The following is a 24630-nucleotide window of genomic DNA, read 5'->3' as shown; positions in this document are numbered from 1 at the left end:
CGTCCCGGCCTACCCGGTCCGACGGGCGTGGCAGCATCCCCGGCGATGACGAGCGGAGCGACCCCGGCGGACGACGGACCCGGCCCCACCGAGTGGGGCGGCTCGGTCGGCGTCGGGCCCTGGCGCGGTCCGTGGCCCGAGGACCCGCGCTACGACCCCCAGCTGCTGGCCGAGGGCGACCGGCGCAACGTCGTCGACCGCTACCGGTACTGGTCGCTCGAGGCGATCGTGGCCGACCTGGACACCCGCCGGCACCCCTTCCACGTCGCGATCGAGAACTTCGAGCACGACCTCAACATCGGCACCGTGGTGCGCACGGCGAACGCCTTCCTCGCCGCCGAGGTGCACGTGGTGGGCCGACGCCGGTGGAACCGCCGGGGCGCGATGGTGACCGACCGCTACCAGCACCTGCGGCACCACCCCGACGTCGCCGGGGTGCTGGCGTTCGCCGCCGAGCAGGAGCTCGCGGTGGTCGCCGTCGACAACGGGCCGGACGCCGTCCCGCTGGAGACCGTGCAGCTGCCCCGCCGCTCGCTGTTGCTGTTCGGCCAGGAGGGCCCCGGGCTGACCCCGGCCGCCCGGGCCGGCGCCGCGCTCACCGTCTCGATCGCGCAGTTCGGCTCGACCCGGTCGCTCAACGCGGGGGTCGCCGCCGGGATCGCCATGCACGCATGGGTCCGACAGCACACCGGACTGCCGATGACACCGGGGGCAGACCCGGCCTGACGATGCCTGAGGCGGAGCGTCCGTGCTCTGCGTCACCGAGCCATCACGGAGCGCCTTCCGAGTGGGGAGTCGTCGACCGGGCAGCATCGCGGCCGGGGGGAGCGGTGCCCGCAGCCGACCACGTCCGGTGGTCGGGAGGCTGACGACCCGGAGGAGGGGCTGTGCCGGTGGGACCGCAGGGCCCCGAGGGCCCCCAGGAGACGCCCGTCGACGAGGCGGTGGCCGCCGCGCCACCGAGCGCGGAGCCGGTGGCCGACGAGCCGTGGGACGAGGCCTGGCTGCCCGCGTGGGTGGCCGCCGACGCATCCCCGGTCGAGGTGACGGCGCACGACGAGCCCGCCGACGACCCCGCGGACGACGGGCCGACGAACGAGCCCGCTGAGCCGGTTGCTGCCGTGGCCACGGCCGAGCCGGACGCCGGCGACGGCGCCGCCGTCGACCGCTCGGCGCCCGCGGACAGCACCGCCGCGGACAGCACCGCCGCGGACAGCACCGCCGCGGACAGCACCGCCGCGGACAGCACCGCCGCGGACAGCACCGCCGCGGACAGCGCCGCCGCGGACAGCGCCGCCGCGGACGGCGGAATTGCCGACAGCGACCCCGCCGCGCCGGCACGCCGGCCGCTGCCGCCCCGGATCGAGGTGGCGCTGGCCGAGCTGCGCGCGGAGCAGCTCGCCGCCGAGCGCGCTGCCGAGGCGCAGGCGGCCGCCCAGCTGGCGGCCTGGGAGGAGGCCATCCGCGCCGGCGAGGAGCTGGCGGCCCGTGCCGCGGCGACCCCCGCCCCCGCACCGTCCGGCAGCACGCCGTCCGACCCGGCGCCGTCCGGAGTCGGACCGTCCGCATCCGCAGCGTCCGCAGCCGCGACGTCGGAGGAGCCCGACGAGCCGGTCGAGGTTCCCGCCGTCCGCACCCCGCCGACCTCCGGTCGCCGTCGGCTCCGGGTGCTGCTGCCGCTCGCGGTGCTGGCGCTCGCCGCGGTGATCGCCGGCTTCACCCTCCCCGGCGCCTCGGGCACCGACCGGCCGGAGGTGGCGGCGTCCCGGCTCGAGGCCACCCCGTCGTCCACCGCCCCGGCTCCGCGGACCCCCGCTCCGCGGGTGGTCCAGCCGACGGCGCCGGCAACCGCGCCGACGACCGCGCCGACCACCGCGCCGGTGCTGCCGCCGGTCGACGTCCCCAGCACCCCCGCCGCCGAGGCACCCCGGTCGGTGCGCACCCTGCCCGCCCCGAGCGCAACGGTCCCGCCGCCTGCGGTGCCACCGGCGCCGACGCCGCAGACCCCGCCGGTCGTCGTGGTCCCGGTCGAGGTCCCGGTCGCCGTCGACCCCAGCAGCGGGGACGAGAAGGACGCCCCGCTCGGCGACCCTGGTGGCCAGGTGCCCCCAGGTCCCGACTGCTCGGCGCCGGCCGGTGCCGCGGCCCAGGTGGACGCCGGCGGCCCCTGCGTGCCGGTCGTCCCGCCGGACACCACGCCGCCGACGCCGACCGACGCCCCCGAGCCGACCCCCACGCCCGACCCGACGGTGACCCCGGCCCCGACCGCCACCGTCACCGCCACGACGACGACCGCCACGGCCACCACGACCACGCCGTCGGTCGCGGCGGGCCGGGGCTGAACCCCCGGCGTCGACCGGCCGGGACCCTCTGGGGAGCCAGATCACCCGTCTCGACCCACCCGCGGGGCCCAGGGAGTGGGACCATGGACGACGCCATGACTGCCCTGCCCCTGGTCTTCGACGCCCCCCGCCGCACCAAGCCACCCCGCCACCTGGCCGACCTCACCCGTGAGGAGGCCCGCGCGGCGGTCACCGAGCTCGGTCAGCCGGCGTTCCGCGCCGACCAGCTGGCCCGGCACTTCTACGCCGGCGTCACCGACCCGGCGCAGATGACCGACCTGCCCGCCGCGGTCCGCGAGGAGCTGACCAGCGCCCTGCTGCCGGGGCTGCTCACGCCGGTGCGGCACCAGTCGGCCGACGGCGGGCGCACCCGCAAGACGCTCTGGCGGCTGCACGACGGTGCCCTGGTGGAGAGCGTGCTGATGCGCTACCCCGAGCGCGCCACCGTCTGCATCTCCAGCCAGGCCGGCTGCGGGATGGCCTGCCCGTTCTGCGCCACCGGCCAGAGCGGGCTGACCCGCAACCTGTCCGCCGCCGAGATCATCGGCCAGGCGGTCGCGGCCGCCGCGGCGATGGCGGCGGGCGAGATCCCCGGTGGCCCGGGCCGGCTGTCCAACGTCGTCTTCATGGGCATGGGCGAGCCGCTGGCGAACTACAACCGGGTCCGCAAGACCCTCGACGCGCTGCTGACCCCGGCGCCGCACGGGCTGGGGCTGGCCCAGCGCTCGGTCACGGTGTCCACCGTCGGCGTCGTCCCGGCGATCCGCCGGCTGACCGACGAGGGTCTCAACGTGACCCTCGCCGTGAGCCTGCACGCCCCCGACGACGAGCTGCGCGACACCCTGGTGCCGATCAACACCCGCTGGAAGGTCGGCGAGGTGCTCGAGGCCGCCGACGACTACGCCCGCCGCACCGGCCGCCGCTACTCGGTCGAGTACGCGCTGATCCGCGACGTGAACGACCAGCCGTTGCGCGCCGACCTGCTCGGCGAGCTCTTGGCCAAGCGGCTGGCGCACGTCAACCTCATCCCGCTGAACCCGACGCCGGGCAGTCCCTGGGACGCCAGCCCGCTGCCCGCGCAGCGTGAGTTCGTCGCCCGGCTGCGCGCGGCCGGGGTGCCGACGACCGTCCGCGACACCCGCGGCTCGGACATCGACGGCGCCTGCGGCCAGCTGGCCGCCGCCGACGGCATCGAGGACGTCGTCGAGGGCATCCCGAGCATCGCCGTCCCGGTGCCGGGCATCGAGGAGGGCGTGGCCCTCGGGGCCGAGTCGGACCAGGGATGACCGGGCCGGGGCACCAGCTGGAGCAGGCCGAGGCCCACCCGCACACCCACGCCGACGTCGCGGGCGGGTGGCTGCGGGCCGCCGTCTTCGGCGCGATGGACGGCCTGGTCACCAACACCGCGCTGGTCGCCGGCGTCGGCGGCGCAGGGGCTGGCTCGCACGCCGTCGTCCTCTCCGGGGTCGCCGGGCTCGCCGCCGGCGCGATCTCCATGGCGCTCGGCGAGTACACGTCGGTGAGCACGCAGAACGAGCAGCTGGACCTCGAGGTCGCCAAGGAGCGCCGCGAGCTGGCGCTCAACCCCGTGGGGGAGCAGGCCGAGCTGGCACAGCTGTGGGAGGACCGGGGCCTGGAGCCCGAGCTGGCCCACGCCGTCGCCGAGCAGCTGTCCCGCGACCCCGAGCAGGCGCTGCGGGTGCACGCGCTCAACGAGCTGGGCCTGGACCCCGAGGACAAGCCGTCCCCGGTGACCGCCGCCGTCTCCTCGTTCCTGTGCTTCGCCGTCGGCGCGCTGGTGCCGCTGCTGCCCTACCTGCTGGGCGCGCCGGTGCTCTGGCTCGCGCTGCTGTGCGGCGGTGCCGGGCTGGTCGCGGCCGGCGCGATCTCGGCCCGGTTCACCCCGCGGCCGTGGTGGTCGGCCGGGCTGCGGCAGCTGCTCTTCGGCGCGGTGGCCGCCGGGGCGACCTACCTCATCGGGGCGGCGATCGGCGTCGGCACCGGCTGACCGGTCAGCCGCCGCAGGTCATCCCGGCGGCCGTGAGCGCCGCCCGTGTCTCCGGCGAGGGGAAGCGGAGCAGCGTGCCGTCCACCGGTGCGCCGACCGGCAGGACCGACACCGGGCCGACGTCCAGCGTGGCGAGCGAGGCGAGCTCCGCGGCCGAGGTGCCGTCGTCCACGGTGAGGGCGCCGGTCACCGCCCAGGCCACCCGCTGCAGCCGCCACGGACGCGTCACCGACCCCTGCACCTGGTCGACCAGGGCGTCCATCACCTGACCGGCGGCGGACGCCCGGCCGTCGGGGTCGACCTGCGCCGGCACCCACTGGCCGTCCATCAGCTGCTCCGGGTGCCGGGAGCGCACCAGCGCCAGGGCGGTGCGGCCGTCGACGTGCTGGCGGCCGCCCTCGGCCAGCTCGAGCCCCGCGGCGCGGTCGCGCACCGGGGCCGGGACGTCGACGTCCAGCCCGCCGGCCGCGTCGACCACCGACGCGAACCCGGCGAGGTCGACGCTCACCAGGTGGTCGGTGGGGATGCCCAGGTTGCACAGGGCGTCGACGGTCGACTGCGGGCCGTCCAGCCAGCTGAGCGCCAGTCGACCCGACGTCTCGCCGTCGCTGAGCACGACGTCGCGCGGGACGGAGAGGACGGTGGACTCCTCGCCGTTGGAGTGCACCACCAGGACGACGTCCGCCCGCGCGCCGGGGACGTCGGTGGTGGTGCCGAACTGCGCCGCCGTGGTGCCGGCCGGGAGGTCGGCGCGGGAGTCGACGCCGACCAGCACCCAGGTCGTGCCGGGTCCGGCACTGGTGCTCACCACCACCCGGTCGACGCGGCCGCTGAGGACGGCGAGGTCGACGCCCACGAGCAGCACCACGAGCACCGCGAGGACGAGCGACACCCGCAGGGCCCGGGAACGCGCCGGACGCCGGCCAGGGGTTCCCTGGCCGGCGTCCGTCGTGGTGCTGGGGGTGGTGCTCAGGCCTGGACCGCCCCGGTGGTGCGGCGGCGGCCGAGGAGCAGCGCGCCGGCGCCGGCGGCGACGAGCACGGTGCCGCCGACCAGGGGGAGGGTGACGCTGGCGCCGGTGTAGGCCAGGGCCTTGCCGTCGGCGGTGAGGGTGATGGTGGACTCGTAGTGGCTGCCCAGGTTGCCGTCGTAGGCGAGGGTGTGGGTGCCCAGCACGGTGCCGGCGGGCAGGGTGAAGGTGGCGGTCACGACGCCGTTGGCGTCGGCGGTGTAGGTGCCCAGGGTGACCGGGGTGGAGTGCAGGACCAGGGTGACGACCTCGTTGGGCTTGAAGCCCTTGAGGACGCGGGTGATCTGCTGGCCCGGGGCGGCGACGTTGGTGGCGCCGGTGCTGCTGGCCGGGGCGATGCCGGGGGTGTTGGGCTTCGCGCCGGGCACGAACGCCGGCGCTGCGGTCGAGGGGGTGGCGGTCGGGACCGGCTTGCCGTCCGCGGTGACCGTGATGACCACGCTCGGGTAGCGGAACTCGCTGGTGTACTGGTCGCAGGTCAGCCGGTAGGCGTAGGTGCCCAGCTCGGTCGGCGCCGTCAGTTCGAAGCTCCAGGAGCCGTCCGCGTTCGTGTCGGTGCCGTCGCCCATCTGCGGGTCGTCGACGTCCGGGGTGAGGGAGACGAAGGGCGCCTCGGTCGTGTCCGTGGCCTGGGCGCAGCCCGTGCCGGAGATCGTGTAGGCCGCACCGGGGGCGAGCGTGCTGGACGGCGAGACCGACGGCGCCGCGGGGGCGGCGAGGGCGGCCGGGGCGAGCAGGAGGCCGGCGGTGGCCGTGCCCAGGGTCAGTCCGGTCGCAACGGCGACGCGGGTACGGGACAGGGCGCTCATCAGGTCCTCCGTGGTGGTGTTCGGCCCGGCAACCCGGACCTGTTGCCCACTTCCTAGTGGACGGAGAAGCCCTGCTTGGCACATCTCTGTGCGACACGCGGCGGTCCGGACCAGATCCGCACAACCAACACTCAGTTCGTCCACATCGATCATGGTCGCGACGGGCGGACCTTGACGACGATCTGCCCGATCGTCGACACCTCGCTCCGATCACTGGTCGAGGACGGGTGCGGCCGACCAGCGACGTGCACGACGAAGGCCGCCTCCCGGGTGGGGGAGACGGCCTTCGTCGAGGTGCGCGGGCCGCTGCTGGGCGGCCGGTGGGTCAGCGGGCGCGCCAGGCGTTCTTCCGGCGGCGGGAGTCCCAGATGAGCGAGACGGCGATGGTGAGCACGGCGCCGAGGATGTACAGGTCCTCGACCCGGCCCTCGTGGTTGCCGACCAGCAGGGTCAGCAGGAAGAAGATCATCACGTAGCCGGCGATCCGGCCGGTCTTCCCCGCCTCGCCGTGCCAGCCCCAGTCCTCGGGGCGCTCGTGGGTGATCGGGGTCTCGCCCGCGCGGACGATGCCCTCCTCGCGGGTGGACTGCTCGATCACACGGGCGCTGGTCTGGTGGCCCTGTCCCCGGCCGGTCGCGTCGCTCACGGACCCATGATGACAGGCCTGCCCGCCGCACACCTGCCGGCCGGCGGGCGGGTCGCGCTCACCGGGCCACCGGCGTCGGCGCCGGGTCAGACAGGATGGGTGCCGTGAGCGAGCCACGCGAGGTCACCGTGCTGGGGTCGACCGGGTCGATCGGTCGGCAGGCGATCGCGGTGGCCCGGCAGAACCCGGGCCGGCTGCAGGTCACCGGCCTGGCCGCCGGCGGCGGTGACGTCGCGCTGCTGGCCGAGCAGGCGCTGTCGCTGGGGGTGCGCACCGTCGCGGTGGCCCGCGCCACCGCCGCGCAGGACCTGCAGCTGGCCTTCTACGCCGCCGCGCAGCAGCGCGGCTGGGCGCAGGGCAACTACACGCTGCCGGAGATCCTGGCCGGCCCGCGCGCCGCCGAGGAGCTCGCCGCGCGGCCGGCCGACGTCGTCCTCAACGGCATCACCGGCTCGATCGGCCTCGGCCCGACGCTGTCGGCGCTGCGGGCCGGGCGCACCGTGGCGCTGGCGAACAAGGAGTCCCTGGTCGCCGGTGGTGACCTGGTGCGCGCCGCCGCCGCCCCCGGGCAGCTCGTGCCCGTCGACTCCGAGCACTCGGCGCTGGCCCAGTGCCTGCGCGGGGGAGACCGGCGCGAGGTGGCCCGGCTGGTGCTCACCGCCAGCGGTGGCCCCTTCCGCGGCCGCAGCGCCGCCGAGCTGCGCGGCGTGACCCGGGAGCAGGCGCTGGCGCACCCGACCTGGGACATGGGCCCGGTGGTGACCATCAACTCCGCGACCCTGGTCAACAAGGGGCTCGAGCTGATCGAGGCGCACCTGCTCTTCGACGTCCCCTACGCCGACATCGACGTGGTCGTGCACCCGCAGTCGATCGTGCACTCGATGGTGACCTTCCGGGACGGCGCGACGATCGCGCAGGCAAGCCCGCCGGACATGCGGTTGCCGATCGCCCTCGCGCTGGCCTGGCCGGAGCGGCTGCCCGACGTCCAGCCGTCGCTGGACTGGACGCAGGCCAGCACCTGGGAGTTCATGCCGCTGGACGACGAGGTGTTCCCTGCGGTGCGGCTGGCCCGCCACGCCGGGGAGGCGGGCGGCGTCGTCCCGGCGATGTACAACGCCGCCAACGAGGAGGCGGTCGCCGCGTTCGCCGCCGGACACCTGTCGTTCCCAGCGATCGTGCAGGTCATCACGCGTACCCTCGACGCCGCGCCGGACCTCGGCGCACCCACCTGCGTCGAGGACGTGCTGGCCGCCGAGAAGTGGGCCCGCGAGCACGCCCGCGTCGCCATCGCCGGAGGCTGAGCTGAGCGGGTTCCTCCTGACGGTCCTCGGGATCGTTTGTTTCGCCGTCGGGCTGCTGTTCAGCATCGGCTTCCACGAGTTCGGGCACTTCTACTGGGCCCGGAAGTTCGGGATGCGGGTCCCGCAGTTCTTCGTCGGTTTCGGGCCCACGGTCTTCTCCCGGCGCTACGGGGAGACCGAGTTCGGCATCAAGGGCGTGCCGCTGGGCGGCTACATCCGGATCGTCGGCATGATCCCGCCGGCCGAGGAGGGCGAGAGCAAGCGCGCCACCCGGATGCGCAGCTTCATCGCCGAGGTCCGCGGCCAGGCGCTCAACGACGTCCTGCCCAGCGACGGCGACCGGGTCTTCTACAAGAAGCCCTGGTGGCAGCGGGTGATCGTGATGTTCGCCGGCCCCTTCCACAACCTGGTGCTCGCGGTCGTCTTCTTCACCGTCGTCCTGGTCGGGCTGGGCACCAACGTGGTCACCACCCAGATCGACTCGGTGCCCGCGTGCGTGCTGCCCGCGGGCTCCGCCGACGCCGGCGACGAGGACGCCTGCGACGGCGCCCCGGCGAGCCCCGCGGCGGCCGCCGGCCTGCGGCCCGGCGACACGATCGTGGCCATCGCGGGCCGGGAGGTCGACCCCACCGCCCACGACAGCTGGAGCGTCGTCCAGGAGGCGATCCGCAGCTCGCCGGACGAGCCGGTGGCGCTGACCGTCGAGCGGGACGGCGAGCGGCGCGACCTCACCGTCACCCCGATCGCGAACACCGTCTACACCGACGCCACCGCCGAGGAGACGACGACCGCGGGCTACGTGGGCATCGCCCCCGCCTACGGCTTCGCCCGCCAGTCGATCAGCGACGTGCCGAGCTACTTCGGGATGGTCGTGAGCCAGTCGGTGCAGAAGCTGGTGCAGATCCCCGAGCGGGTGCCGCAGCTGTTCCGCGCCGCGTTCCTCGGCGAGGACCGCGACCCCAACGGCCCGATCGGCGTGGTCGGGGTGGGGCGCATCTCCGGTGAGTACTTCTCGCTGACCCAGTTCAGCGCGCTGGAGAAGCTCAGCTTCTTCCTGAGCCTGCTGGCCAGCGTGAACATGGTGCTGTTCCTGTTCAACCTGCTGCCGATCTACCCGCTGGACGGCGGGCACGTGGCCGGGGCGCTGTACGAGAAGGCCCGCGCCGTCGTGGCCCGGCTCCGCGGCCGCCCCGACCCCGGCCCGTTCGACATCGCCCGGCTGATGCCGGTGGCCTACGTCGTCGCCGGGTTGTTCCTCGTGCTCAGCGGCCTGCTCTTCATCGCCGACATCGTCAACCCCATCACCCTGCAGTAGTGGGAGACTGAACAGTTGTGACCGTTGCCCTCGGTATGCCCGCGTCTCCGCCGCCCGTCCTCGCCCCCCGCCGCAAGACCCGGCAGCTCGACGTCGGCGGGGTCGGGGTGGGCAGCGACTCGCCGGTGAGCGTGCAGTCGATGTGCACCACCAAGACCGCCGACATCAACGCGACGCTGCAGCAGATCGCCGAGCTGACCGCCTCGGGCTGCCAGATCGTCCGGGTCGCGGTGCCCGACACCGACGACGCCGAGGCGCTGCCGATCATCGCGAAGAAGTCGCAGATCCCGGTGATCGCCGACATCCACTTCCAGCCGCGCTACGTCTTCGCCGCGATCGACGCCGGCTGCGCCGCGGTGCGGGTCAACCCGGGCAACATCAAGAAGTTCGACGACAAGGTCGGCGAGATCGCCCGGGCCGCGAAGTACGCCGGCACGCCGATCCGGATCGGGGTCAACGCCGGCTCGCTGGACCGCCGGCTGCTGGCCAAGTACGGCAAGGCGACGCCGGAGGCGCTGGTCGAGTCGGCGCTGTGGGAGTGCTCGCTGTTCGAGGAGCACGACTTCCGCGACATCAAGATCTCGGTGAAGCACAACGACCCGGTGATCATGGTGCGCGCCTACGAGCTGCTCGCCCAGCAGTGCGACTACCCGCTGCACCTGGGCGTCACCGAGGCCGGTCCGGCCTTCCAGGGCACGATCAAGTCCGCCGTCGCCTTCGGGGCGCTGCTGTCCCAGGGCATCGGCGACACCATCCGGGTCTCCCTCTCCGCCCCGCCGGCGGAGGAGGTGAAGGTCGGCAACCAGATCCTGGAGTCGCTGAACCTGCGCCAGCGCGGCCTGGAGATCGTCAGCTGCCCCTCCTGCGGCCGCGCCCAGGTCGACGTCTACAAGCTCGCCAACGAGGTGACCGCCGGCCTGGAGGGCATGGAGGTGCCGCTGCGGGTGGCCGTCATGGGCTGCGTCGTCAACGGCCCCGGCGAGGCCCGGGAGGCCGACCTCGGCGTCGCCTCCGGCAACGGCAAGGGGCAGATCTTCGTCAAGGGCGAGGTCGTCAAGACCGTCCCGGAGTCGATGATCGTCGAGACGCTGATCGAGGAGGCCATGCGGATCGCGGCCGAGCAGGTCGCCGACGGCACGCCGTCGGGCGCGCCCGTCGTCACCGTCTCCTGACCTGCGCACCCGAGCTGGACGGTCCGCGTGCTGCGTTCGGTACACGCCCGCGTCCTCGACGCCGACGACGAGGCCGCCGTCCGTGACCTGCTGGCCACCGACCCGGTGGGCACCTGCATGCTCGCCGGGCGGGTCGAGACCCACGGCACCGCCACCGCCTCCCTCGGTGCGCCGCTGTGGGGGCTGCACAGCGGCCGCCGGCTGGACGCGGTGTGCCTGGCCGGTGCGAACCTGATCCCGTTCGCCCGCCCGGGCGCCGAGCGCGAGGCGGCGACCGCCTTCGCCGAGCGGGCCCGCCGGGCCGGGCGGCGGTGCTCGACCATCGTGGGACCGGCGGGGTCGGTCCTCCCGCTGTGGGAGCTGCTGGCCCCCGCGTGGGGCCCGGCCCGCGAGGTGCGCGCCCGCCAGCCGCTGCTGGCGATCGAGGGGCCGCCGGCCGTGCCGGCCGAGCCGCGGGTGCGCCCGGTGCAGGTGGCCGAGCTGGAGACGCTGCTGCCCGCCGCGGTCGCCATGTTCACCGAGGAGGTCGGGGTCAGCCCGATGCGCGTGGACGGCGGCCAGGCCTACCGCGCCCGGGTCGCCGAGCTGGTGCGCGCCGGGCAGTCGCTGGCCTGGATCGAGGACGGCCAGGTGCTGTTCAAGGCCGATGTCGGCGCCGTCTCCCGGGCTGCCTGCCAGGTGCAGGGCGTGTGGGTGGCGCCGCAGTTCCGCGGCCAGGGCATCGGCCAGCGCGGCACGGCGGCCGTCGTCGAGTACGCGCGCACCGCCATCGCCCCCGTGGTGAGCCTCTACGTCAACGACTACAACCGCGCCGCCCGGGCCGCCTACGAGCGGGTCGGCTTCCGCCCGGTGGGCACGTACGCCTCCATCCTCTTCTGAACCTGTGAGTGCTGGGGCGCGTGCGGCGTGCAGTTCCGGATCCGGCTCGGACTTCTGCAAAGGTGGCCTGGTGCGCAGCGCAACGGGGTCCAGGGGCAGGCGCGGGGCGACCCGCCGGGTGACGACGGCGGGCGGGGTGGCCGTGCTGGTGCTCGCGCCCCTGCTGACCGGGTGCTCGTCGGACCCGACCGACGACGTCCGCGCCGCCGCCCAGGCCTTCCTCGACGACTGGGCGGCCGGCGAGACCGATGCCGCCGCCGACCGGACGACGGACGCCCCCGCGACCACCGCCCTGCTGACCCAGACCGCCGAGGACCTCCCCGAGGCGACGCTCACCGCCGAGCTCGGCGACGTGCAGGTCGACGACGACGGCGCGGCCACCGTCGACTGGCAGGCGACGTGGGACCTGGCGGCGGCCCCCGACTGGAGCTACCCGGCGACGCTGTCGCTCACCGAGGGCGAGGAGGCCTGGCAGGTCGTCGCGGCCCCGACGATCGTGCACCCCGAGCTGGGGGAGGGGCAGCACCTGGAGCTGGCCCGCTCGCTGGCCGAGCGGGCTCCGGTCACCGACGCCACCGGTGCCCCGCTGTTCACCGAGACCGAGGTGGTCAACGTGGGCGTGGACACCGCGCAGGTCACCGACCTCCCGGCGCTCGCCGCCGCCCTCTCCGCGGCCACCGACATCTCCGCCGAGGAGATCACCGCCGACGTCCAGGCCGCCCCGGCCGGGCAGTTCGTCCCGGTCATCACGCTGCGCCGGCCGGACTTCGAGGCGATCCGCGCGCAGGTGTTCGACCTGCCCGGCGCCGTCTTCCCGACCAGCACCCGGCTGCTGGCGCCCAGCTCCCGCTTCGGGCTCGCCCTGCTCGGCCGGGTGGGCGACGCCACCCAGGAGGTCATCGACGAGACCGTCGGCGAGGACGAGCAGCCGGTCTACGCCGCGGGCGACACCCTGGGGCTGTCCGGCCTGCAGCGCGCGTTCCAGGCGCAGCTGGCGGGCACCCCCGGGTTCACCGTCAGCGTGGCGAGCACCGACGAGAGCCTCGAGGACGCCGGCCAGGTCATCGACACCGTCGACCCGGTGCCCGGCACCCCGGTGCAGACCCCGCTGGTGCCGGCGCTGCAGAACGCCGCGGACGCCGCGGTGGCCGGGCAGTCGCTGGCCACCCACGTCGTCGTCGTGCGACCGGGCACCGGCGAGCTGCTCGCGGTCAGCTCGAACGAGGCGGCCAACCCGGCCAACGCGCTGTCCGGGCAGTTCCCGCCCGGCTCGAGCATGAAGGCGATCACCGCCACCGCGCTGCTCGCCGCCGGCACGGTGACCCCGGAGACCGCGGTGCCCTGCCCGGGCACGATCACGGTCGAGGGCCGGGAGTTCGAGAACCAGGACCAGTTCGACCTGGGCACGGTGCCGTTCACCGAGGCCTTCGCCCAGTCCTGCAACACCACCTTCATCCAGCAGGGGCTGACCCTGCCCGACGACGCGCTCGCCGCGGCCGCCACCTCCTACGGCGTGGGCAGCGACTGGCAGCTGCCGGTCGGGGTCTTCAGCGGCGAGGTGCCGGCGGACGCGACCGGCACCACGAAGGCCGCCGACCAGATCGGCCAGGGGCAGGTGCTGATGAGCCCGGCGCAGATGGCCCTGGTCGCCGCCGGCATCGCCAGCGGCACCCCGGCCGCTCCGGTCGAGGTCGTCGGCGCCGCACCGGCCGGCACCGCGCCCGCCGGGCCGCCCGCGACCGTGCTGGACCAGCTGCGGCCGCTGATGCGGCAGGTGGTGCTCAGCGGCACCGCCACGGCGCTGGCCGACCGCGGCGAGGTCTACGGCAAGACCGGCACCGCCGAGTTCGGCGACGCCACGCCGCCGGAGTCGCACGGCTGGTTCGTCGGCTACCAGCTCGGCGGGCCGCAGGGCGACATCGCCTTCGCCGTCCTGGTCGAGGCCGGGCAGTCCAGCAGCACGGCGGTCGGCGTCGCCGACGCCTTCCTCGGCGCCCTGTAGCGGCGACCCGGCCTCACCGGGGCCGGGCGTGCTCCGTCAGGGAAGACCGGGGAAGGGGTTCGTGACGGGCGTCTTGGCGGCGGCGGCCCGCCAGGCCACCGCGCGGACCTCGGTGGCGGCCAGCACGGCCACGCCCAGCTCGCGGGTGCTGCGCTCGGTGGCCTGGTCCAGCACCCAGGTCCAGGCCCGCGCGGCGCCGTCCTCGAGGGTCACGGCGAGCGAGGCGGCGTCGACCGGGGAGAGCACCGGGAACGGCAGCGCGTAGGCGCCCTCGGCGGCCACCGGCTCGACCTGCCGGGAGACGAGCAGGCGGGTCAGCTCGTCGCGGGTGTCCCGGTGGGCCTGCTCGGCCGGGGTCACCGGTCCGCGCGAGGCGACCGGCAGCGCCGCCCCGACGACGCCGTAGCCCCAGACGGCCGCGTGCGCGGCGGCCAGCGCGTCCTGCAGCGCCGCGTCCTCCGCGGCCGTGGGGGAGGCGGTCCCGCTCGGTGCCGCGCTGCCCTGCCCGTCAGCCATCCCCGTACCGCCTCCCGTGCGCCCGGCCGGTCACGCCAGCTGCCCGTCCTGGCCGCGGAGCCCCGCGGCGATGCTGCCCAGCAGCGCGGCGCGGCCACCGGTGAAGTCCGGGCACGCGGTGGCATGGGCGTCGGCGGCGGCGGACACCTGGCTGCGCAACCAGCCCCGCGCCCCGGCGGCGTCGACCACGGCAGCCGGGGCCGAGGCGCCCGTGCTGCTCGGTGCGGCGCTCCCCGGCGCGGCGGCGCGCAGCCGGTCCAGCTGCGCGCGGGCCTGGTCGGCGAGGGTGGTCGCGGTGGCGGCGAGCTCGGGGGCGGCGGCGAACGCCGTCGCGTAGGCGGCGACCAGCGACTCCTGCACCCGCACCTGCGCCGCGAGCTGGTCGACCTGCGCCGGCGTCACGGCGTCGGCGGCGTCACCACCGTCGTCCTGCGTGCACCCGACGGCGGTGAGCGCGGTGCCGGCGAGGGCGGCCACCAGCAGGCTCCGCCGGGTGAACGGGCGGCTGGACGCGAGCTCGGCGAGCGACGCGGACGAGGGATCGGACATCGCCGTCCATCCTGGCAGCCCGCCGCCGACGCGCCCGTCGGGCGCACCGGTGCCCGAGGCGGTCCGCGGGGCGGGTGGGACTCCCGGGGCGGGCGGTAGCCTGAGGCCCACGCGCAGCACGCCGGCGGCCTCGGGCCGGACCGGCCGACCACCGGACCCACCCCCGGTGCGCACCGGGACCGGTGCTGGCGACGACCACAACAGGAGGCAGCCGTGTCCACGCGAGGTGCGCAGGCCGCCGACCCGGTGACCGCCCGGCTGACCGGGTGGGTCGAGCCGGTCGTGGCCGCCGCCGGGTACGACCTCGAGGAGCTCGTCGTCCGCCCGGCCGGTCAGCGCTCCGTGGTGCGGGTGGTGGTCGACCGCGACGCCGGGGTCAGCCTGGACGACGTCGCCGAGCTCAGCCGCGCGCTGTCCGAGCTGCTCGACGCCGAGGACGAGGCGCTCGGCCGCTCGCCCTACGTCCTGGAGGTCACCAGCCCCGGCGTCGACCGGCCGCTGACCGCCCCGCGGCACTGGCGCCGCAACGTCGGCCGGCTGGTCAGCGTCGCGGTCGGGCCGCAGGGCAGCGCCGAGCAGCTGACCGCCCGGGTGCTCCGGGTGGAGGACGACGGCGTGGTGCTGGGCGTGGAGAAGGGCGGCACCAAGAAGGGCCAGGTGCGCCGCGCCGTCGGCGAGCGCACCGTGCGCTGGGCCGAGCTGGGCGAGGCCCGCGTGCAGGTCGAGTTCACCCGCCCGGCCGGGCACCGCGACGCGGCGCTGGTCCACGAGCCGGACGAGACCGACGACGAGACCGACGACGACACCGACGAGACAGACGACGACAGCGACGAGGACGACATCGACGAGCTCGGCAGTGGGCTCGACCCCGAGGACATGCACGACGAGCACCACCCGGCCGGGTCCGACGTGGCCGACGCGAGCGGGAGGACCGGGCGACCGGCCCCGCGCCGCGCGCCGCAGGACTCCCGGCCGCGACGAGGAGGCAGGAAGTGAACATCGACGTGACCGCGCTCAAGGCGGTCGAGCGGGAGAAGGGCATCCCGGCGGACACGGTCCTGCAGGCGATCGAGACCGCACTGGTCACCGCCTACCGGCACGCGGAGGGGGCCGCGAAGCACGTCCGCGTGCACGTGGACCGCAAGAGCGGTGAGGTCGCCGTCCTGGCCCAGGAGCTGGGACCCGACGGCGAGGTCGTGCACGAGTGGGACGACACCCCCACCGACTTCGGCCGGATCGCGGCCAGCACCGCCAAGCAGGTCATCGTGCAGCGGCTGCGGGACGCGGAGAACGAGCAGACCTTCGGGGAGTACGCCGGCAAGGAGGGCGACATCGTCAGCGGCATCGTGCAGGCGCACGACCGCCGCAACACCCAGGGCATGGTGCTGGTCGACATCGGCAAGATCGAGGCGACCCTGCCCTCGGCCGAGCAGGTGCCCGGTGAGGACTACCGGCACGGCAGCCGGCTGAAGGCCTACGTCGTCGCGGTCACCCGCTCGTTCCGCGGCCCGCAGGTCACCCTGTCCCGCACGCACCCCAACCTGGTCCGCAAGCTGTTCGCGCTGGAGGCCCCCGAGGTCGCCGACGGCAGCGTCGAGATCGTCTCGGTGGCCCGCGAGGCCGGCCACCGGTCCAAGATCGCCGTCCGCACCTCGGTGCCCGGGCTCAACGCCAAGGGCTCCTGCATCGGCCCGATGGGCCAGCGGGTGCGCAACGTGATGAGCGAGCTGCACGGCGAGAAGATCGACATCGTCGACTGGTCGGACGACGACGCCACGTTCGTCGCCTCGGCGCTCTCCCCGGCCCGGGTCACCAGCGCCCGGGTGGTGGACGCCGCGGCCCGCGCCGTGCAGGTGGTCGTGCCCGACTACCAGCTGTCGCTGGCCATCGGCAAGGAGGGCCAGAACGCCCGGCTGGCCGCCCGGCTCACCGGCTGCCGGATCGACATCCGCAGCGACGCCCAGCCCACCGACGGCGACAGCCCCGTCTCGCCGGGCGTGGGCCGCGCCCCGTTGCGGCCCCACCAGACCGAGCGGCCCGGCGGCCGCGCACCGCAGGGCGGCTCCCGGCCTCCCGTGCGGCGCGCGGAACACCCCGGGCCGGCGGCGCGCTAGACTCGACGATGGCCGCTGCGTCGGTGCCGGTCCGCACCTGTGTGGGATGCCGGCGACGCGCTCCGGTCACCGAGCTGTTGCGTGTCGTCGTCCGCGACGGGGGGCTGACCCCCGATCCGCGGCGGCGGCTCCCCGGCCGGGGTGCGTCCCTGCACCCCACCGCGGAGTGCCTCCAGGCAGCAGCCCGGCGTCGGGCCCTCCCGCGCGCGCTGCGCAGCAGCACGCCGCTGGAGACCGGTCCGCTGGACGACCACCTCGCGCAGCAGGTCCACGGACCTGGTGCCCCGCTGGTCCCCGGCGGGCGGACCACAGCAGGAACACCGACGGACCGGCACCCGGCCGGTTCGCACGTCGAGAGCAGGACGTCCTCGGATGAGCCACCTGTGAAGTCGTCACGATGACCATGTACCACTGACCTAGGGGTCGAGCGGGCCAGCCGCCGGCCTCACCAAGAGGAGACCCGTGCCAGGCAAGGCCCGCGTACACGAGCTCGCGAAAGAGCTCGGTATCGACAGCAAGACAGTGCTCGCCAAGCTCAAGGAGCAGGGCGAGTTCGTGAAGTCCGCCTCGTCCACCGTGGAGGCCCCCGTGGCCCGACGGCTGCGCGAGGCCTACGGCGACGGCGCGTCCAGCGCCGGCAACGGCGCCTCCGGCGCCCGCCCCGGCCCGGGCCCCCGCCCGGCCCCGGCCGCCCCCCGTCCGGTCGCCCCACAGGCGTCCGCCCCGGCCGCGGCGGCTCCCGCCCCGGCCGCGCCGGTGGCTCCCGCTCCGGTGACCCCGCAGGCCCCCGCGGCCTCGGCTCCTGCCCCGGCTCCCGCCCCGGCCGCACCGGCTCCGGCCGGCCCGCGCCCCGGCCCCCGGCCTGCTCCCCAGCAGCCCGCGGCGAGCGCCCCGACCCAGCAGCCCCCGGCGGCCCCGGCTCCGCGCCCGGCTGCCCCCGGCCCGCGTCCGACCGGTACCCCCGGTGGTGCCCCGGGTCAGGGCGGTGCGCCCGCGGGTGCCCGTCCGGCTGCCCCGGGCCCGCGCCCGGGTCCCCGTCCGGCCCCGCGGCCGGGCAACAACCCCTTCAGCAGCGCCCCGCGCCCGGCTGCCGCCGGTCCGCGTCCGGGTGGCGGCGCCCCGGGTCAGCAGGCCGGTCCCGGTGGACCGCGTCCCGGCCCCGGTGGTCCGCGTCCGGCTCCCGGCGCCGGCGGTCCTCGCCCGGCGTCCGGTCCCGGCGGTCCTCGCCCGGCGTCCGGCCCCGGTGGGCCCCGTCCCGCCGCGGGTCCGGGTGGGCCCCGTCCCAACCCGGGCATGATGCCGCAGCGTCCCAGCCCCGGCATGATGCCGCCGCGGCCGGCCGGTCGTCCCGGTGGCGGTCCGGGTGGTCCCGGTGGTGCCGGCGGCCGTGGCCGTCCGGGTGGTCCCGGCGGCGGTGGCGGCGGCGGTGGCTTCCGTCCCGGTGGCGGCGGTCCCGGTGGTCCCGGTGGCGGCGGCGGTGCTCCGGCCGGTGGCTTCCGCCCCGGTGGTGGCGGCGGCGGTCGTGGCCGTGGCCGTGGTGGCTCGGGTGCGGGCACCGCGGGTGCCTTCGGGCGTCCGGGTGGTCGCGGTCCGGTCCGCGGGCGCAAGAGCAAGAAGCAGCGGCGTCAGGAGTTCGACTCCATGGCGGCCCCGTCCATGGGCGGCGTCAGCCTGCCCCGTGGCAACGGGCAGACCGTCCGGCTGCCCCGTGGCGCCTCGCTGACCGACCTGGCCGAGCGCATCAACGCCGAGCCGGCCGCGCTGGTCACCGCCCTGTTCCACCTGGGCGAGATGATCACCGCGACGCAGTCGGTCAACGACGAGACGCTGCAGCTGCTCGGTGCCGAGATCGGCTGGGTCATCCAGGTCGTCAGCCCGGAGGACGAGGACCGCGAGCTCCTCGACACCTTCGACCTGACCTTCGGCGACGCCGAGAGCGACGACGAGGACGACTGGGACATCCGTCCGCCGGTCGTCACCGTCATGGGTCACGTCGACCACGGGAAGACCAAGCTCCTGGACGCGCTCCGGCACGCCAACGTGGCGGGCAAGGAGGCCGGTGGGATCACCCAGCACATCGGCGCCTACCAGATCGTCACCGAGCTCGAGGGCAACGAGCGCCCGGTCACCTTCATCGACACCCCGGGTCACGAGTCGTTCACCGCGATGCGTGCCCGTGGCGCGAAGGTCACCGACATCGTCGTCCTGGTCGTGGCCGCCGACGACGGCGTCATGCCGCAGACGGTCGAGGCGCTCAACCACGCCCAGGCCGCCGAGGTGCCGATCGTGGTCGCGGTCAACAAGATCGACAAGGAGGGGGCCAACCCCGCCAAGATCCGCCAGCAGCTCACCGAGTACGGGCTGGTGGCCGAGGAGTACGGCGGCGACACGATGTTCGTCGACGTCTCCGCGACCACCCGCCAGGGTCTCGACGACCTGCTCGCGGCGATCCTGCTGACCGCCGACGCCTCGCTGGACCTGCGCGCCAACGTGGGCCAGGACCCGCAGGGTGTCGTCATCGAGGGCAAGCTGGACAAGGGCCGGGGCCCCGTCGCCACGGTGCTGGTCCAGCGCGGCACGCTGCGCCAGGGCGACTCGATCGTGGCCGGCGACGCCTACGGTCGCGTCCGGTCGCTGCTCGACGAGCACGGCAACAAGCTCAAGGAGGCCCTGCCGGCCCGTCCGGTCCAGGTCGTCGGCCTGACCTCCGTGCCGCGCGCCGGTGACACCTTCCTCGTCGTCGAGGAGGACCGGATCGCCCGGCAGATCGCCGACCGCCGCCAGGCCCGGATCCGCAACGCGCAGAACGCCTCCATGCGCAAGCGGATCAGCCTGGAGGACCTGGACGCGGCGCTCAAGGAGACCCGTCAGCTCAACCTGATCATCAAGGGCGACAACTCGGGCACCGTCGAGGCGCTCGAAGAGGCGCTGATGAAGATCGAGGTGAGCGACGACATCTCGCTGCGGGTCATCCACCGCGGCGTCGGCGGGATCACCAAGAGCGACATCGACCTGGCGCTGGCCGACGACGTCATCGTCCTGGGCTTCAACGTCCGGGCCGAGGGCCAGGCAACCGAGCTGGCTGCCCGCGAGGGGGTGGACGTCCGGTACTACACGGTCATCTACCAGGCCATCGAGGAGATCGAGTCCGCGCTCAAGGGCATGCTCAAGCCCGAGTACGAAGAGGTGCAGCTGGGCACCGCGGAGGTCCGCGAGGTCTTCCGCGTCCCGAAGATCGGCAACGTCGCCGGTTCGCTGGTGCGCAGCGGCACGATCGTCCGCAACTCCAAGGCCCGCCTCATCCGCGACGGCGCCGTGGTCGCGGACAACCTGACCGTCGAGTCGCTGCGTCGCTTCAAGGACGACGCGACCGAGGTCCGGGAGGGTTACGAGTGCGGCATCGGCCTGGGGTCGTTCAACGACATCAAGACCGATGACGTGATCCAGACCTTCGAGCTGCGTGAGAAGCCGCGCGCGTAACAGCGGACCGTCGCCGGCAGCGGGACGGCGGGAGGTGGTCCGGTGTTCACCGGGTCGCTGACCGCCGACCTGCTGCTGGGCGACGTGCACTCGCTCAAGGAGAAGCGCGCCGTGGTCAAGCCCATCGTGGCCGAGCTGCGGCGCCGCTTCACCGTGGCCGCCGCCGAGGTGGGCGACCCCGACCTGCACCGCCGTGCGCAGGTCGGGGTCGCCACCGTGGCGGGTCAGGCCGCCCAGGTGACCGACGTGCTCGACGCCTGCGAGCGGTTGCTGGCCGAACGGCCAGAGGTGACGCTGCTGTCGACGCATCGTCAGCTGTTCAGCGACACGGATTAAGGACCCCTTCGCCCCCCGACGCTCGCTCGCTCGCACCGGGACCCTGCGAAGGGGCCTTCCAGACCCACCCAGGATCCTCCTGGCCGTTCCGAGGAGCAACGATGGCCGACCCGGCCCGGGCACGGCGTCTGGCGGTGCGCATCCGCCAGATCGTCAGCGCCACGATCGAGATGCAGATCAAGGACCCCCGGCTCGGGATGGTCACCATCACCGACGCGCGGGTCACCAGCGACCTGCGCGAGGCGACGGTGTTCTACACCGTGTACGGCGACGCCACGCAGGTCGAGGACTCCGCCCGCGCGCTGGCCAGCGCCACGGGCGTGCTCCGCTCGACGGTGGGCAAGCAGACCGGCATCAAGTTCGTGCCGACGCTGACCTTCATCGCCGACATCGTCCCGGACACCGCCCGGGAGCTGGAGGAGGCGCTGGAGCGGGTCCGGCACGCCGACGCCGAGCTGGCCCGCGCCCGCGAGGGCGCCCAGTACGCCGGTGACGCCGACCCGTACCGCAAGCCCGCGGTCGACGAGGACGACGACGAGGACGAGCTGGACGACGACCTCGCCGCCGACGCCGGTGACGTCCTCGCCGACGACCCCTCGGCCGGGCGCACCGACGACTACGCGGACGGCCGGCCCTCCGCCGCCCAGCGGAGCGCGTCGTGACCGAGGCCGTCGACCCGGACCCCTTCGACCCGGCCGGTGAGCCTGCGGGCACCACGCTGGGTGGCCGCGAGGAGCCCGGCTCGGGCGACCCCACCGCCGGCGGCAAGCGCGGCGACATCGGCACCACCGACAGCATCGCCGCCGACGAGCCCGACGACGGCTCGAGCTACGCGGTCGGCGGTGGCCGGGTGGAGGAGGAGCCCAACGCCTCGCCGGTGGCCGACCCCGGGCCCGACGGGACCCCGTGACCCGATGACCGCCACCGTCGCCAGCCAGTCGGCCGCCGCGGTCGAGCTGCTGGCCGGGGCCGCGGCCGCCGGGTCGACGGTCGTCCTCTCCGGGCACGTGCAGCCCGACGCCGATGCCCTGGGCAGCACGCTCGCCCTCGCCGAGGGCCTCCGCCGCTGCGGTGCCCGGGTGGTCGCCACGTTCCCCGAACCGTTCACGCTCCCGGCGTCGCTGGGCTGGCTGCCCGGCGCCGACCAGCTCGTGCCGCCCTCCGAGCTGCCGGCCGAGGTCGACGTCTTCGTCAGCCTCGACGCCGCGTCGACCGGGCGGCTGGGCGCGCTCGCCGCACTGCTGGACACCGCCGGCCGCTCGCTGGTCGTCGACCACCACGCGAGCAACCCGGGCTTCGGCGAGCTCCGGCTCGTCGACCCGCACGCCGCGGCCACCGTGGTGCTCGTCGCCGGGCTCCTGGAGGGCCTGGGCGTCGAGCTCGACCAGCGGCTGGCCACCTGCCTGTACGCCGGGCTGTCCGCCGACACCGGCTCCTTCCGGTTCGGCAACACCGCCCCCGGCACCCACGAGCTGGCCGCCCGGCTGCTGCGCACCGGCATCGACCACTCGGCGATCAGCCAGCGGCTGTTCGACACCGCGCCGTTCGGCTGGCTCGGGCTGCTGTCCGCCGTCACCGGGCGGGCGGTGCTGGAACCCGAGGTGGGCGCCGGCTTCGTCTGGACCTGGTCGACGGCCGCCGAGGCGCGTGAGCACGGGCTGGCGCCCGACCAGCTCGAGGCGCTGGTCGACGTCGTCCGGGCGACCGCCGAGGCCGACGTCGCCTGCGTGCTCAAGGGCCAGGACGACGGCACCTGGGTCGTCTCGATGCGCTCCCGGGGCGCCACCGACCTGACCCGGGTGGCGATGTCGCTGGGCGGTGGCGGGCACCGGGCTGCCGCCGGCTACAGCTCCGACCTCGACCTCGACGCCACGATCGCCCGGCTGCGGGCCACGCTCGCCTGAGGTGACCCGGTCCATCCCGGCGCTGGCGGCGCCGGCCCTCGTGGTGCTGGCCGCCGAACCGCTGTACCTGCTCGTCGACACCGCCGTGGTCGGGCACCTGGACGGCACCAGCCTGGCCGGGCTGGCGGTCGGTGGCGGGCTGCTGGCCTACGTGGCCGCGCTGCTGAACTTCCTCGCCTACGGCACCACCGCCCGGGCCGCCCGCCGCACCGGCGCCGGCGACCGGGCCGGCGCGGTCGCCGAGGGCGTGCAGGCCACCTGGCTCGCGCTGGCGCTCGGCGTCGGGCTCGTCGCGGTCTTCCAGCTGGCCGCCGGCCCCCTCACCCGGCTGCTCGCCGGGGGCGCCGGCCCGGTCCCCGACGCCGCCGAGGAGTGGCTGCGGGTGGCCAGCCCCGGGCTCCCGCTGCTGCTGGTCGCGCTGGCCGGCAACGGCTGGCTGCGCGGGGTGCAGGAGCTGCGCCGGCCGATGGGCTACGTGCTCGCCGGCAACGGCCTGGGGGTGCTGCTCTGCCCGCTGCTGGTGCACCCGGCCGGGCTCGGCCTGGTCGGCTCGGCGCTGTCCAACGTCGCCGGGCAGGCCGTCGCGGCGGCGCTGTTCGCCCGGGCGCTGGCCCGCGAGCTGGCCGGCTCGGGGGTCTCCTGGCGCCCGCGGCTGCCCGCGCTGAAGGCGCAGCTGGTGCTGGGCCGCGACCTGCTGGTGCGGGCGGCGGTGCTGCAGCTGGCCTTCGCCGCCGCGGCCGGTGTGGTCGCCCGGTCCGGGACGGCGGAGCTCGGTGCCCACCAGGTCGCCCTGCAGCTGTGGCTGTTCCTCGCCCTGGTGCTGGACGCGTACGCGATCGCCGCGCAGACGCTGGTCGGCTCGGCGCTGGGGGCGCGCCGCCCGGACGACGCCCGGCACACCGCCGCCCGGGTGGTCCGCTGGGGGCTGGGCACCGGGGTGGTCATCGCCGTCCTGCTGCTGGTGCTGCGGCCGGTCGTGCCACCGCTGTTCACCGACGACCCGGCGGTGCTCGCCCAGGCCGACGTCGTCTGGTGGTTCCTCGCGCTGATGCAGCCGCTGGCCGGGGTGGTCTTCGCCCTGGACGGCGTGCTGATGGGCGCCGGCGACGCGGCGTTCCTGCGCACGGTCACCCTCGCGTCCGCCGCGCTGGGCTTCGTGCCGCTGTCGCTGCTGTCCGGCTGGCTGGACTGGGGCCTGCCCGGGGTGTGGACCGGGCTGACGCTGTTCATCGTGCTGCGGCTGGTGGCCGTCGGCCGGCGGGTGCGGGGCAGCGCCTGGCTGGGTGAGACGGTGAGGACGTGAGCCCCAAGAAGCCCGACGCCGACGTCCCGCCGTCCCTGCTGGTCGTCGACAAGCCCGGCGGCATGACCTCCCACGACGTCGTCGCCCGCGCCCGGCGGGTGCTGTCGGTGCGCAAGGTCGGGCACGCCGGCACGCTCGACCCGATGGCCACCGGCCTGCTGGTGCTCGGCGTCGGTGCGGCCACCCGGCTGCTCGGGTACCTGTCCGGCTCGGACAAGACCTACGACGCCACCATCCGGCTCGGCCAGTCGACCGTCACCGACGACCGCGAGGGCGAGGTCACCACGACCACGTCGGCGGCGGGCCTCACCGACGACGCCGTCCGCGCCGCCCTGGCCACCCAGGTCGGCCCGCTCCAGCAGGTGCCGTCCTCGGTGAGCGCGGTGAAGGTCGACGGCAGGCGCTCCTACGACCGGGTGCGCGCCGGGGAGGAGTTCGAGCTGGCCGCCCGGTCGGTCACCGTGCACCGCATCGACGTCCACCGCATCGGGCGCCCGACCCCCGACCTGGTCGACGTCGACGTCACCGTCTCCTGCAGCACCGGCACCTACGTCCGGGCGATCGCCCGCGACGTCGGGGCGGCCCTCGGCGTCGGCGGGCACCTCACCGCGCTGCGCCGCACCTCCTCGGGGCCCTTCGACACCGGGCAGGCGCGCCCGGTCGAGGACGCCGCCGGGGCGCTCGCCTCGGCCGGCGCGGGCGACGGCGTCGTGGGCCTCACCGACGCGGCCCGCGCGGTCTTCCCGGCCCGGGAGCTGACCGCCGAGGAGGCGGTCGCCCTCGGCCACGGCCAGCGGGTGCCGGCCACCGGCGCACCCGGCCTGCACGCCGCGGTCGCCCCCGACGGCCGGCTGGTCGCGCTGGTCGAGGACGCCGGTCAGGTGGCCCGGGTCGCGGTCGGCTTCCCGCCCCGCTGAGCCGGGT

The 24630-nt window shown here is 75.5% G+C and carries 24 protein-coding genes and 1 pseudogene; 20 read left to right on the top strand and 5 right to left on the bottom strand.

Annotation, left to right across the window (positions count from 1 at the left end):
- Nucleotides 1-45: 45 nt before the first annotated feature.
- The 4 genes from FHX36_RS20725 (at nt 46) to FHX36_RS20710 (ending at nt 4350) form a co-directional block, all read left to right on the top strand.
- Complete coding sequence (locus tag FHX36_RS20725; protein ID WP_110554429.1) at nt 46-726, top strand: TrmH family RNA methyltransferase; 681 nt, start codon at nt 46-48, stop codon at nt 724-726.
- 161 nt (nt 727-887) lie between these two features.
- Entirely contained in the window at nt 888-2342 is a 1455-nt protein-coding gene (locus tag FHX36_RS20720) for a hypothetical protein (RefSeq protein WP_183514298.1), read from the top strand.
- A gap of 95 nt (nt 2343-2437) precedes the next feature.
- Complete coding sequence (gene rlmN / locus FHX36_RS20715; protein WP_110554271.1) at nt 2438-3628, top strand: dual-specificity RNA methyltransferase RlmN; 1191 nt, start codon at nt 2438-2440, stop codon at nt 3626-3628.
- Entirely contained in the window at nt 3625-4350 is a 726-nt protein-coding gene (locus tag FHX36_RS20710) for a VIT1/CCC1 transporter family protein (RefSeq protein WP_110554270.1), read from the top strand. Before rlmN ends, FHX36_RS20710 begins: the two co-directional genes overlap by 4 nt.
- A 4-nt stretch (nt 4351-4354) precedes the next feature.
- Here FHX36_RS20710 and FHX36_RS20705 read toward each other — a convergent pair whose 3' ends face one another.
- The 3 genes from FHX36_RS20705 to FHX36_RS23680 all read right to left on the bottom strand — a co-directional run bounded on the left by FHX36_RS20705 (nt 4355) and on the right by FHX36_RS23680 (nt 6835).
- Complete coding sequence (locus FHX36_RS20705) at nt 4355-5242, bottom strand: LCP family protein (RefSeq protein WP_343056690.1); 888 nt, start codon at nt 5240-5242, stop codon at nt 4355-4357.
- A 77-nt stretch (nt 5243-5319) separates the two neighbouring features.
- Entirely contained in the window at nt 5320-6189 is an 870-nt protein-coding gene (locus FHX36_RS20700; RefSeq protein ID WP_110552929.1) for a hypothetical protein, read from the bottom strand.
- Nucleotides 6190-6514: 325 nt separating this feature from the next.
- Entirely contained in the window at nt 6515-6835 is a 321-nt protein-coding gene (locus FHX36_RS23680) for a DUF2631 domain-containing protein (protein WP_110552928.1), read from the bottom strand.
- A 104-nt stretch (nt 6836-6939) separates the two neighbouring features.
- Between FHX36_RS23680 and dxr the strand changes: the two genes are divergently transcribed.
- The 5 genes from dxr to FHX36_RS20670 all read left to right on the top strand — a co-directional run bounded on the left by dxr (nt 6940) and on the right by FHX36_RS20670 (nt 13504).
- Nucleotides 6940-8136: a 1-deoxy-D-xylulose-5-phosphate reductoisomerase gene (gene dxr, locus FHX36_RS20690; protein WP_110552927.1), complete on the top strand. Its 1197-nt coding sequence runs from the start codon at nt 6940-6942 to the stop codon at nt 8134-8136.
- A 1-nt stretch (nt 8137) separates the two neighbouring features.
- Nucleotides 8138-9451: a M50 family metallopeptidase gene (locus tag FHX36_RS20685; RefSeq protein ID WP_110552926.1), complete on the top strand. Its 1314-nt coding sequence runs from the start codon at nt 8138-8140 to the stop codon at nt 9449-9451.
- 35 nt (nt 9452-9486) lie between these two features.
- On the top strand, nt 9487-10623 hold the full coding sequence (gene ispG / locus FHX36_RS20680) for a flavodoxin-dependent (E)-4-hydroxy-3-methylbut-2-enyl-diphosphate synthase (protein ID WP_110552925.1): 1137 nt from the start codon (nt 9487-9489) through the stop codon (nt 10621-10623).
- A 27-nt stretch (nt 10624-10650) separates the two neighbouring features.
- Nucleotides 10651-11502, top strand: a complete 852-nt coding sequence (locus FHX36_RS20675; RefSeq protein ID WP_110552924.1) for a GNAT family N-acetyltransferase — start codon at nt 10651-10653, stop codon at nt 11500-11502.
- Between the two features lie 70 nt (nt 11503-11572).
- The gene (locus FHX36_RS20670; protein ID WP_309147313.1) at nt 11573-13504 is read left to right on the top strand and encodes a penicillin-binding transpeptidase domain-containing protein; all 1932 of its coding nucleotides are present in this window, start codon (nt 11573-11575) and stop codon (nt 13502-13504) included.
- A 36-nt stretch (nt 13505-13540) separates the two neighbouring features.
- Here the strand turns inward: FHX36_RS20670 and FHX36_RS20665 are convergent, their stop codons facing one another.
- Nucleotides 13541-14020 (bottom strand): DUF4439 domain-containing protein, encoded by a 480-nt coding sequence (locus FHX36_RS20665; RefSeq protein ID WP_183514296.1) that lies wholly within the window; start codon nt 14018-14020, stop codon nt 13541-13543.
- 30 nt (nt 14021-14050) lie between these two features.
- Nucleotides 14051-14569 carry a hypothetical protein gene (locus FHX36_RS20660; RefSeq protein WP_110554180.1) on the bottom strand — a complete coding sequence of 173 codons (519 nt, stop codon included), beginning with the start codon at nt 14567-14569 and terminating at the stop codon, nt 14051-14053.
- 213 nt (nt 14570-14782) lie between these two features.
- Here FHX36_RS20660 and rimP point away from each other — a divergent pair, with 213 nt between their 5' ends.
- From rimP to truB, 11 genes and pseudogenes are all read left to right on the top strand, one after another.
- Nucleotides 14783-15565, top strand: a complete 783-nt coding sequence (gene rimP / locus FHX36_RS20655; RefSeq protein ID WP_258373049.1) for a ribosome maturation factor RimP — start codon at nt 14783-14785, stop codon at nt 15563-15565.
- Nucleotides 15562-16683: a transcription termination factor NusA gene (gene nusA, locus FHX36_RS20650; protein WP_110554179.1), complete on the top strand. Its 1122-nt coding sequence runs from the start codon at nt 15562-15564 to the stop codon at nt 16681-16683. Before rimP ends, nusA begins: the two co-directional genes overlap by 4 nt.
- A gap of 8 nt (nt 16684-16691) precedes the next feature.
- Nucleotides 16692-17084: a YlxR family protein gene (locus tag FHX36_RS20645; RefSeq protein ID WP_110554178.1), complete on the top strand. Its 393-nt coding sequence runs from the start codon at nt 16692-16694 to the stop codon at nt 17082-17084.
- A 61-nt stretch (nt 17085-17145) separates the two neighbouring features.
- A pseudogene (locus tag FHX36_RS23675) lies at nt 17146-17289 on the top strand (translation initiation factor IF-2 N-terminal domain-containing protein); the annotation flags it as partial.
- Between the two features lie 1035 nt (nt 17290-18324).
- On the top strand, nt 18325-20163 hold the full coding sequence (gene infB, locus FHX36_RS23205) for a translation initiation factor IF-2 (RefSeq protein ID WP_110553890.1): 1839 nt from the start codon (nt 18325-18327) through the stop codon (nt 20161-20163).
- 42 nt (nt 20164-20205) lie between these two features.
- Nucleotides 20206-20499, top strand: a complete 294-nt coding sequence (locus tag FHX36_RS20635; protein WP_110553889.1) for a DUF503 domain-containing protein — start codon at nt 20206-20208, stop codon at nt 20497-20499.
- A gap of 101 nt (nt 20500-20600) precedes the next feature.
- Nucleotides 20601-21161, top strand: coding sequence for a 30S ribosome-binding factor RbfA (rbfA, locus tag FHX36_RS20630; protein WP_110553888.1), 561 nt, complete (start codon nt 20601-20603; stop codon nt 21159-21161).
- A complete protein-coding gene (locus FHX36_RS20625; RefSeq protein ID WP_110553887.1) occupies nt 21158-21409 on the top strand; it encodes a hypothetical protein in 252 nt (83 codons plus the stop codon). Before rbfA ends, FHX36_RS20625 begins: the two co-directional genes overlap by 4 nt.
- A gap of 4 nt (nt 21410-21413) precedes the next feature.
- On the top strand, nt 21414-22403 hold the full coding sequence (locus FHX36_RS20620; RefSeq protein WP_110553886.1) for a DHH family phosphoesterase: 990 nt from the start codon (nt 21414-21416) through the stop codon (nt 22401-22403).
- Between the two features lies 1 nt (nt 22404).
- Nucleotides 22405-23706, top strand: a complete 1302-nt coding sequence (locus FHX36_RS20615) for an MATE family efflux transporter (protein WP_183514292.1) — start codon at nt 22405-22407, stop codon at nt 23704-23706.
- Complete coding sequence (gene truB / locus FHX36_RS20610; protein ID WP_110554409.1) at nt 23703-24623, top strand: tRNA pseudouridine(55) synthase TruB; 921 nt, start codon at nt 23703-23705, stop codon at nt 24621-24623. The genes FHX36_RS20615 and truB overlap by 4 nt, the downstream gene beginning before the upstream one ends.
- Nucleotides 24624-24630 lie beyond the last annotated feature (7 nt).

The organism is Modestobacter versicolor (assembly GCF_014195485.1).
In the GTDB taxonomy this organism is placed as follows: domain Bacteria; phylum Actinomycetota; class Actinomycetes; order Mycobacteriales; family Geodermatophilaceae; genus Modestobacter; species Modestobacter versicolor.
This window is presented reverse-complemented; position numbering and strand designations above follow the sequence as displayed.

Coding starts and splice junctions, on each gene's coding strand:
- rbfA (WP_110553888.1), top strand. CDS start 20,601: ATGGCCGACCCGGCCCGGGCACGGCGTCTGGCGGTGCGCATCCGCCAG.
- FHX36_RS20645 (WP_110554178.1), top strand. CDS start 16,692: ATGGCCGCTGCGTCGGTGCCGGTCCGCACCTGTGTGGGATGCCGGCGA.
- FHX36_RS20665 (WP_183514296.1), bottom strand. CDS start 14,020: ATGGCTGACGGGCAGGGCAGCGCGGCACCGAGCGGGACCGCCTCCCCC.
- FHX36_RS20700 (WP_110552929.1), bottom strand. CDS start 6,189: ATGAGCGCCCTGTCCCGTACCCGCGTCGCCGTTGCGACCGGACTGACC.
- FHX36_RS20620 (WP_110553886.1), top strand. CDS start 21,414: ATGACCGCCACCGTCGCCAGCCAGTCGGCCGCCGCGGTCGAGCTGCTG.
- FHX36_RS20660 (WP_110554180.1), bottom strand. CDS start 14,569: ATGTCCGATCCCTCGTCCGCGTCGCTCGCCGAGCTCGCGTCCAGCCGC.
- rlmN (WP_110554271.1), top strand. CDS start 2,438: ATGACTGCCCTGCCCCTGGTCTTCGACGCCCCCCGCCGCACCAAGCCA.
- ispG (WP_110552925.1), top strand. CDS start 9,487: ATGCCCGCGTCTCCGCCGCCCGTCCTCGCCCCCCGCCGCAAGACCCGG.
- FHX36_RS20725 (WP_110554429.1), top strand. CDS start 46: ATGACGAGCGGAGCGACCCCGGCGGACGACGGACCCGGCCCCACCGAG.
- infB (WP_110553890.1), top strand. CDS start 18,325: ATGGCGGCCCCGTCCATGGGCGGCGTCAGCCTGCCCCGTGGCAACGGG.
- FHX36_RS20710 (WP_110554270.1), top strand. CDS start 3,625: ATGACCGGGCCGGGGCACCAGCTGGAGCAGGCCGAGGCCCACCCGCAC.